This window comes from Zarconia navalis LEGE 11467 (assembly GCF_015207075.1).
Lineage (GTDB): Bacteria > Cyanobacteriota > Cyanobacteriia > Cyanobacteriales > Geitlerinemataceae > Zarconia > Zarconia navalis.
Window position 1 is genome coordinate 1 of record NZ_JADEXN010000178.1, and the last position, 9,038, is coordinate 9,038.

General features: G+C 50.4%; 4 protein-coding genes. 1 reads left to right on the top strand and 3 read right to left on the bottom strand.

Features of this window, described 5'->3' with window-relative positions:
• Positions 1 to 319: 319 nt before the first annotated feature.
• Positions 320 to 6,121 carry a PAS domain S-box protein gene (locus IQ235_RS11080; RefSeq protein ID WP_264321526.1) on the top strand — a complete coding sequence of 1,934 codons (5,802 nt, stop codon included), beginning with the start codon at positions 320 to 322 and terminating at the stop codon, positions 6,119 to 6,121.
• Between the two features lie 44 nt (positions 6,122 to 6,165).
• On the opposite strand, the gene IQ235_RS11085 is transcribed toward IQ235_RS11080, so the two are convergent.
• From IQ235_RS11085 to IQ235_RS11095, 3 genes are all read right to left on the bottom strand, one after another.
• Positions 6,166 to 6,948 (bottom strand): RNA polymerase sigma factor SigF, encoded by a 783-nt coding sequence (locus IQ235_RS11085; protein WP_264321527.1) that lies wholly within the window; start codon positions 6,946 to 6,948, stop codon positions 6,166 to 6,168.
• 375 nt (positions 6,949 to 7,323) lie between these two features.
• Complete coding sequence (locus tag IQ235_RS11090) at positions 7,324 to 8,316, bottom strand: ribose-phosphate pyrophosphokinase (protein ID WP_264321528.1); 993 nt, start codon at positions 8,314 to 8,316, stop codon at positions 7,324 to 7,326.
• Positions 8,317 to 8,739: 423 nt separating this feature from the next.
• On the bottom strand, positions 8,740 to 9,038 hold a 299-nt coding region (locus tag IQ235_RS11095), incomplete at its 5' end, for an EamA family transporter (RefSeq protein WP_264321529.1).

The window sequence follows — 9,038 nt, forward strand, 5'->3', positions numbered from 1 at the left end:
ATTCAAACCATTGCCGAATTTGTCGAAAATCAAGCCATTTTGCAAAAATTACGGTCGATCGGTCTCGATTACGCACAAGGCAATGGCATTGCAAAACCTTGTCCTCTTGCATTTGGAAAAATCCCGCAGTCGCAAGATCTTTGGCTAAATCACAAAGGTTGAAAATTGATTGGGAAAGAGGGAGAATTCTAAGCTTTCCAATCCAATTGCCAAAGACAAATCATTACCATCACATCTGAAAAATCATCTCAAAGTCACAAAATATTAACAAATTCCTTTACGATTTAAACGAAAGCGAAATCACCAAAGAAGTATTACAGTGGCCGACTGCACCTCCAATAAGCCTCGATCGCTACGCCCCGATTCCCACCCCAACTTCTTCGTCGTCGGAATCGGGGCTTCTGCCGGGGGATTAAAAGCGCTTGAAGAATTTTTTGAAAATATGACCGTGGATAGCGGGGCGGCATTTGTCGTCATCCAGCATCTATCTCCGGATTTCAAAAGCCTGATGAACGAACTCTTGGGGCGGCACACCCGTATGGCAATTCATCCGGTCACCGATGGCATGACCCTAGAGAAAAATTCAGTTTACCTAATTCCACCGGGCAAGAATTTGGTACTAGAAGGACAACAGCTCTATTTGCGCGATCGCAATTTGAGTAGCAATCGATCGCAACCGAACTTTCCCATCGATCTCTTTTTCAAAACCCTCGCGAGAGAACAAACCGATTGCGCCATCGGGATTGTCCTTTCTGGAACCGGTAGCGACGGCACTCGCGGATTGCAGACGATTCACGAAGCAGGGGGCATTACTTTGGTGCAAGACCCCACCACCGCTGAATTTGACGGGATGCCTAATAGCGCGATTGCCGCCGGACTCATCGATCGAGTGCTGCCGCCGTCCCAATTGGCGCAGCTTGTCTGCCAAGTGGTCGATTCGTCCGTGGATCGACAAGACTTAACCGACAGTACGAATTTCTCCATCGATGCTCCCAAAATTAAACAAATTGCTCAGATCCTCGCCCAATTCGAAGATACGGATTTCTCCTATTACAAACACAGCACCCTGAGTCGGCGCATCTTCCGCCGCTGTCTGATCGTACGATCGGATCTAAATAATTACATCAATCTGCTGCAAGACTCCCCAGAAGAGCGGAAAACTTTGCGCAACGATCTCCTCATCGGCGTGACCCGCTTTTTCCGGGATAAATCCGCTTGGAGATTTCTGAAAGAGGAGGTTCTACCGAAGCTGCTCGAGCGCGTTAAACCATCAGAAGAGCTGCGCTTTTGGGTGAGTGCTTGTAGTTCGGGGGAAGAAGCCTACTCCTTAGCCATGGTCGTCGATGAAGCGGTACAAGGTTCGAGCAAGCCGTTGAGCTTCAAGATTTTTGCGACAGATCTCGATCGCGTTGCTCTCGAAAAAGCCGATCGCGGTATTTATCCCGAAGCGATCGCCTACGATGTGGGAGAGGAACGCCTCGCTCGATATTTTACCCGCCGCGATGGTGCCCTTCAGGTGGCACGCAAACTCAGAGAAAAGCTGATTTTCGCCCACCACAATCTCACCAAAGATGCAGCCTTTACGCGGATGCATCTGGTGACCTGTCGGAACGTGTTGATTTACATGCAGTCCGATCTCCAACAGCAAGTCTTGCGGAACCTGCATTTTTCCCTGCAACCCCAAGGCATCCTGTTCCTGGGAGAGTCGGAAACTCTGGGGGGGTTAGATGAGGAATTCAACACGCTGCATAAAAAATGGAAACTCTACGGGAAGCGAAGAGACGTACGACTGTCGCTGCCGTCCAAAACCCTCGATGCATTCCCCAAAACCTTGCCTCTGGTCCAGTCTGGAGAGAGCCGTCGTTCTCGGTTCGAGCCGATACTCGAAGAAACCCTCCGGCAACTGGCGCTCGATCGCAATGCCACCTACCTGCTGGTGGACCGCGACGATCGACTTCTCCACGTTTTTGGTAACTCTGCCGATATCTTTAAACTCCCCGACGGTCGGGTAACGCAAGATGTGACTCGCATGGTGGTACCGGCTCTCAAGTTTCCCCTAAGAACGGCATTCCATCGCGCGAAGCAGGAACGCCGTCCGGTTCGGTTTGCCGGGATCGAGTTGGGAGAGGATGAGAATCCTCGCCGCGTCAACTTGAAAGTGACTTACCAAGAAACAAAGAAGATGGTGGGGGATTTTGCGATCGTGGCGGTCGAACCCGACGATCGCCCGGTGGCATCTCCCACCATCGAACCCTTTGAAGCAGACACTGAAACCCAGCGAGAGCTAGCCGAACTCGAATACGAACTCCAACAAACCCGCGAGAATCTCCAGGCCACGATCGAAGAACTCGAATCCACCAACGAGGAGCAACAGGCCACCAACGAAGAATTAATTGCCTCGAACGAAGAACTCCAAAGTACCAACGAAGAACTCCATTCCGTCAACGAGGAACTCTATACCGTCAATGCCGAGTATCAGTCCAAAATTCAGGAGTTGACCGAACTCAACGACGATATGGACAACGTGCTTAGCTCGACGGAGATCGGCGTGATTTTTCTCGATCGCCACTTGAACATTCGCAAATTCACCACCGCTGCCACAGCCGCCATCAATCTCGTCGGCACCGATATCGGTCGTCCCCTCGCTCATCTAGCCCACAATACCGACGCGCGGGATCTGTTGGGGTTTTTGGAAGAAGCGCTCGAGACCGAACGACCTGCCGAGTGCGAGGTCACACACAATGAGAACCATCGGCACCTGCTGATGCGGGTACATCCCTATCGCCAAGAAGACGGACAAACCGATGGCGTGGTTCTGACGTTTATCGATATCGATCGGCTCAAAAAAGCAGAAATGGCTTTGCTCGAAGCCAATGTTGCCCTACAACAAAATAAAGAGCGACTCAATCTCGCTTTGGGGGCAATCCATATCGGGACTTGGCTTTGGGAGCCCATGGGAGATCGTTTGATTTGGGATCGGCGGATGGATCGGTTGTACGGCATCGAACTCGAAGCCCGGCCCCAAAACCTAAACGCCTGGTTGCAATTCATCCATGCCGACGATCGCGATCGAGTCGGGCGGCAGATGAGGCAAATGCCCGACCGTCAATATCCCACCCGGACGATTGAATTTCGGATTCTGCTCCCCGATGGGACGCTTCGGTTTATCTCCTTGCGAGCCAAAGCTTACTGGAACGAGCGCCAAGCGTTCAGCCATCTCACCGGCGTGAATCTCGATATCACCGACTCCCGGCAAGCCGCAGATGCCCTGCGAGAATCGGAAGCGCGACTTCGGCAGCTCAACGAACAGCTAGAAGAACGGGTAGAAGAGCGCACCACGACTTTAGCCAACTTCAGTGCCAATCTCAAAAAACTACACCGCATCACGACCACCCACTACGACAGTATCGAGGCGCTATTTTCTGACTATCTCAAAACCGGTTGCGAGATCTTGGGTTTATCCACCGGAGCGATCGGGGTTTTAGACGGCTCAACCTACACTCTCCAAGCAGTCGTTCCCGAAACCCAAGAATTGCAAGTCGGAATGCAGTTTGCGCGTGGCGCTCATCCCTGCACGCCCGTTCTCGAATCCGGGGAAACCCTTGCCGACGACAGCTCTGACAATCATCTGCAAGAATATGCCATCTACGATAATCGATCGGTTAGCTCGTTTATCGGGACTCCCATTTGGCTCGACGATCGCCTCTACGGCACCTTAGAATTTTTTTGCGATCGATCTGAGAGACGAGGGTTTGCCTTATACGAAAAAGAAATTATCGAGCTGATGGCACGGGGGATCGCCACGGAGATCGCCGCCAACGCCGCTCAAATCGATCGCCAGCGGGCTAATTTGGCACTGCAAGAGAGCGTAGAGCGCTTCCGGGTCACTTTCGAGCAAGCGGCAGTCGGTCTGGCTCACGTTGCTCCCGATGGACCCTGGCTGCGGGTGAATCAAAAAATCTGCGATATTGTCGGCTACACCCGCGAGGAACTGCTAGAGAAAACCTTCCAAGAGATCACCCATCCCGACGATCTCGAAGTCGATTTGAGTTATGTCGAACAACTCCTTTGCAATCGGATTGCGAGTTACACCCTCGAAAAACGCTATATTCACAAGAACGGGATGAATGTTTGGATTAATTTAACAGTCTCCTTGGTTCGAGATTCAACCGGAAAGCCGAAATACTTCATTGCGGCAATCGAAGATATCGGCGATCGCAAACGCTTTGAAGCCTCCCTACGAGAAAGCGAAGAGCGCTTCCGCACCCTGGCTGACAGCGCCCCGGTTTTGATTTGGGTATCCGATACTCAGCAAGGGCATACCTTTGTCAACCAAATGTGGCTGAGCTTTACCGGACGCAGCCTCGAAACCGAACTCGGCGACGATTGGACGCAAGGCATCCATCCTGAAGATTTGGAGTTCTACAAAGATACCTATACAGCTTGTTTCGAGGGTCGCCAACCCTTTCAGATGGAATACCGCCTCCGACGCTACGATGGGGAGTATCGTTGGCTGTTGGATATGGGAACGCCTCGGTTTACCGGCGATGGTAATTTTGTCGGCTACATCGGCTGCTGTACGGACGTCACTGAGATGCAACGGACGCGAGAAGCCCTATGGCGATGGAATTTGGAACTCGAAGGACGGGTGGAAAAGCGTACTGAGGAGTTGGCTCGGGCTAAAGAAGCCGCAGAAATCGCCACCCAATCCAAAAGCGCCTTCATCGCTCACATGAGTCACGAGTTGAGAACGCCGCTCAATGGCATTTTAGGGTTTACCCAAATTCTTCAAAAAGACACCGCTCTAACCACTGGGCAAAAGAAAGGGGTAAATGTCATCCACCAATGCGGTGCTCACCTGCTGATGCTCATCAACGATATTCTCTATCTCTCCAAAATTGAAGCGGGGAAACTGAAGTTAGCGGTAGAAGATTTTTATTTTCGATCGTTTCTGGATAATTTAGTCGAGATTTTCCGAGTGCGGGCCACGGACAAAGGTATTTCTTTTACGTTTCAAGCTCAGACAAATTTACCAATGGCGGTACGGGGTGACGAAACTCGCCTGCGCCAGGTATTGCTGAACTTGCTGAGCAACGCAGTGAAATTTACCCAAAAGGGAGGGGTACAGTTTGAGGTGGGTTACGTCAAAAGCCAGACGAGTGGCGATCGCAAAATATGCTTCACCATCGAAGATACCGGCATTGGAATTCCGAGCGCTCGCCTCGCCGATATCTTTTTACCGTTTCAACAACTGACCGATATTCAGAATAAGTCTGAAGGCACGGGACTGGGACTGACCATTTCTCAAAACATCATCCGCCAACTGGGGGGAGAAATACAAGTTAGCAGCACCCCCGGTCGCGGTAGCCGATTTTGGTTTGAAGTGGATCTGCCCGAAATCGAGATCGACCGACCCGATCTCTCCGGAGAACCTCAACGCCGAATTACGGGTTTTGTTGGGGACACTCTAACGATTCTCGTTGTCGATGATAAAGACGAAAATCGCGAAGTCCTACGCTCTTGGCTGCAACCTTTGGGATTTACACTCATCGAAGCTCGAAATGGGGGAGAAGCATGGGAAAAAGCGATCGCCCACCTCCCGGATCTAATTTTGCTGGATTTGGTGATGCCCGTACTAGATGGGTTTGAAGTCGCCCGACGCATTCGCAAAGAACCCACTATTAAAGATGTCCCGATCGTTGCCAACTCCGCTAGCATCCTGGCCGAAGATCGCGCCGGTTGCTACGATGCCGGTTGTGATGCATTTCTTATCAAACCTATAGTCCTAGAGCGATTGCTGAATTTACTTCAAGAACAATTGGGGCTCGAGTGGGTTTACGAGGATATTCCGCTCCCTGCGCTAACCGATGACAAACTCAGATCGATGGAGCGATCGGAGGATGAATCTTTGCCTGTGACTTCTCCCCCACCCGAAACCCTCGAACAACTGCTCGAACTGACTCGGCAAGGGGATATCCGAGGGATTCTTCAACAAGCGGAGCTTTTGGTACAGACCGAAGAACAATGGATTCCCTTTGCCAATCGAGTGGGTCAACTTGCCGAAAGTTTTCAGGAAGTCAAGTTACGTGAATGGCTCGAAGAGCTATTGACAGGTGACTAAATTTGTGGTAGGAGCTTTCAGTATGAAAGCTCGAAGCTCTACCCTCAATCGATCGAATCCGCCGAATTCATTAAAGTTTTCATCGTTGCGAGTCCTTTTTTGACCCGGCGCGAAACTGTAACCGAGCTAATTCCCATCCGTTCTGCGGTCTCCTTCTGTGTTAGATCGTGCAAAAAGACAAATTCGAGAACTTTACAAGTGCCCGCCTCCAACTTCGCCAGCGCCTGCTGCAAAAGGATGCAGTCTTCTTGGGCCAACTGGAAACTGCGATAGCGCTGGTCTGGAACCATTTCCCCTAAAGAAGTCCGACCCTTTTCCTCGTCGGACACCGGCGCATCCAAACTCAGAGGGGCGCGATTGCAGCACGCTAGTTCGATTTCTTGTAATTCGTCCGGGGAAATATTCATTGCGGCTGCCACCTCCACCTTTGTTGGGCAGCGTTCGAGTTGGTTGTGCAAGGTTTGGGTAACTTTGGTTGCCTGGCGATTGAGACTCACCCAATGGCGGGGAATGCGAACCGAAGGGCTTTTGTCTCGGAGATAATGCTGAATTTCGCCGCGAATGTAAGGAACGGCAAAAGAGCTAAAGGCATTTCCCTTCGAGAGATCGAACCGTTCGATCGCCCGAATGAGACCCAAACAGCCAACCTGTAGCAAGTCATCGTAACTTTCCGAACACTGGTTGAGCCAATGATGTACCTCTTTTCTGACTAACCCGATATTGAACTGCACGAGTTGATTGCGTTTTTGGGTAGATGGAGACTGATGGTATTGGCGCAGTAGCTCCAAGCTGTTATTTTTCGGCTCGTTTGTTACTTTATACATCATGACGACGTGCGCTTAGGTAGATCGGGCTGAATTTGTCGATGCGGCGATTCGCCGTTGGCATAGACGCCCCCAAAGAGCTAGGTGACGCTTCGCGATCGCTTTTTCTCATTTCGCTCCGGCATAGAACCTCTCGGTCATGGGGAGTGAGGAGTGGCAATTTTTTGCATCGATATGACGTTTCTTAGTCCAGAGTATCAAACTTGAGTCTGATACACCTCCGTTATACTAACTAGTTAATTACTTGCAGCCAGACTTCCGGAATGGGGTCGGGGAAGACGGAGAGACGAGGAGACAGGAAAGAATAACGACTCGCGAATTGTTAATTCTCCATTGACTCCCCTTGTCTTCCTCCAGTTTCTGGGGCGATCGTTGCCATTACCGAAACATACTGCTGACGGAACTATCTTCGTGTACGCGCCAAATCGTCTCACCCAAAACATTAGCAACCGAAAGAACCGTCAACTGCTCGAAGTTGCGATCGCTCGGCACCGGAATCGTATTGGTGACGATCACTTCCTCAAAAACACCGCTCGATAGGCGATCGATCGCTGGTGGAGAAAACACCGCATGGGTGGCACAGGCATAAACTTGTCTGGCCCCTTCTCGGCGAAGCATTCGACCCCCTTCGCTAATGGTACCGGCCGTATCGATCATATCGTCCACCAGTACGGCCGTTTTCCCTTCCACATCCCCAATTAAGTTCAAAACTTCTGCCACATTATGCGCTTGTCGCCGTTTGTCGATAATCGCTAGAGGCGCGTCATTGAGTTTTTTGGCGAAAGCCCTTGCCCGCGCCACGCCACCGATATCGGGAGAAACCACGACCAGATCCGAGAGTTTCTTACTCGATAAATAATCGATCAGTACCGGGGAACTGTAAACGTGATCGAAGGGAATATCAAAATAGCCTTGGATTTGTGCCGAATGCAGATCCATTGCCAGAACGCGATGAGCGCCGGATTTCGTAATCAGATTTGCCACCAATTTAGCGGTAATCGATTCCCGTCCGGCGGTTTTACGATCGGCTCTGGCGTAACCGTAATAGGGGATAACGGCGGTAATTTGCCGAGCCGAGGCGCGACGGCACGCATCGATGGTAATGAGCAACTCCATCAAGTGATCGTTGACGGGGTGGCACACGGGCTGAATCAAATAGACATCGCAACCCCGAATTGATTCTTGAATTTGGACGTAGAGTTCTCCATCGGCAAACCGCTTGCGAACCATCGGACCGAGGTCGATACCGAGATATCGAGAGACTTCTCGGGCTAGGGTTGCATTGGCAGAGCCAGAAAACAGTCGCAACCGACTGTTTTCGACGACAGAGAGTAGGGAAGGCTGAAGCGTTAATGTTGCGGAACGGCTCACAATAGAACCTCGAAGTTCGTAATTTCATGGAAATCTTACCATTTCCTTCGATCGACGGCTACGGTTCAATTCATTCCTTTTCTTTTTAACGATCGAGTATCGGATTGTAAAGCGGGGAATCGAGCTTCATTTCTTTAGAGTGCAAAGTATTTTTATAAAGTTTAAAAAACTCTGAAGCGATCGTGATTCGGGCTGGTGAAGCTCGCTTTAGATCTAGAGATTGACAGTCTCCTGTCTAAATGATGAGAGGGTTCCATTTCTCAAGGAACTGAGGACAAAGTCAAAAGATAGAGGTTGGCGCTGGTATCGTTCGAGTTTTGGAGAATGAGGAATGGAGAATACATCTTTCGAGTATTTCTAAATACACGAGTGCAAGGGTCGATCGACGATCGGCGACCTCAATTTTAGAAAGACTCAATTTATTTAAATATCTGCTGTATTTCTGTCGAAATCGTCGATTTCGATCGACTCGCTTGAAGAAGAATTTTCGATCGTCCACACACTGACTAAGGCGATGGCAGCACCACTCCATTGGAGAGGAGTCAGTACTTCTGAGAGAAACAAATTTCCAAAGAACAAGGCAAACACGGGAGTCATAAATGTTAACGAACTTAAGTTCACTAAGTTGCCTCGAGATGCGAAATAAAAGAACAAACCGTAGGCGATCGCACTGCCAAATACGGTGGAATAGAGCAGGGCACACCAACCCCAGAAATCGATAT

Bases quoted from the DNA above. Each gene is read 5' to 3' on its own strand.
- IQ235_RS11085 (WP_264321527.1), bottom strand. From the start codon at position 6,948: ATGATGTATAAAGTAACAAACGAGCCGAAAAATAACAGCTTGGAGCTA.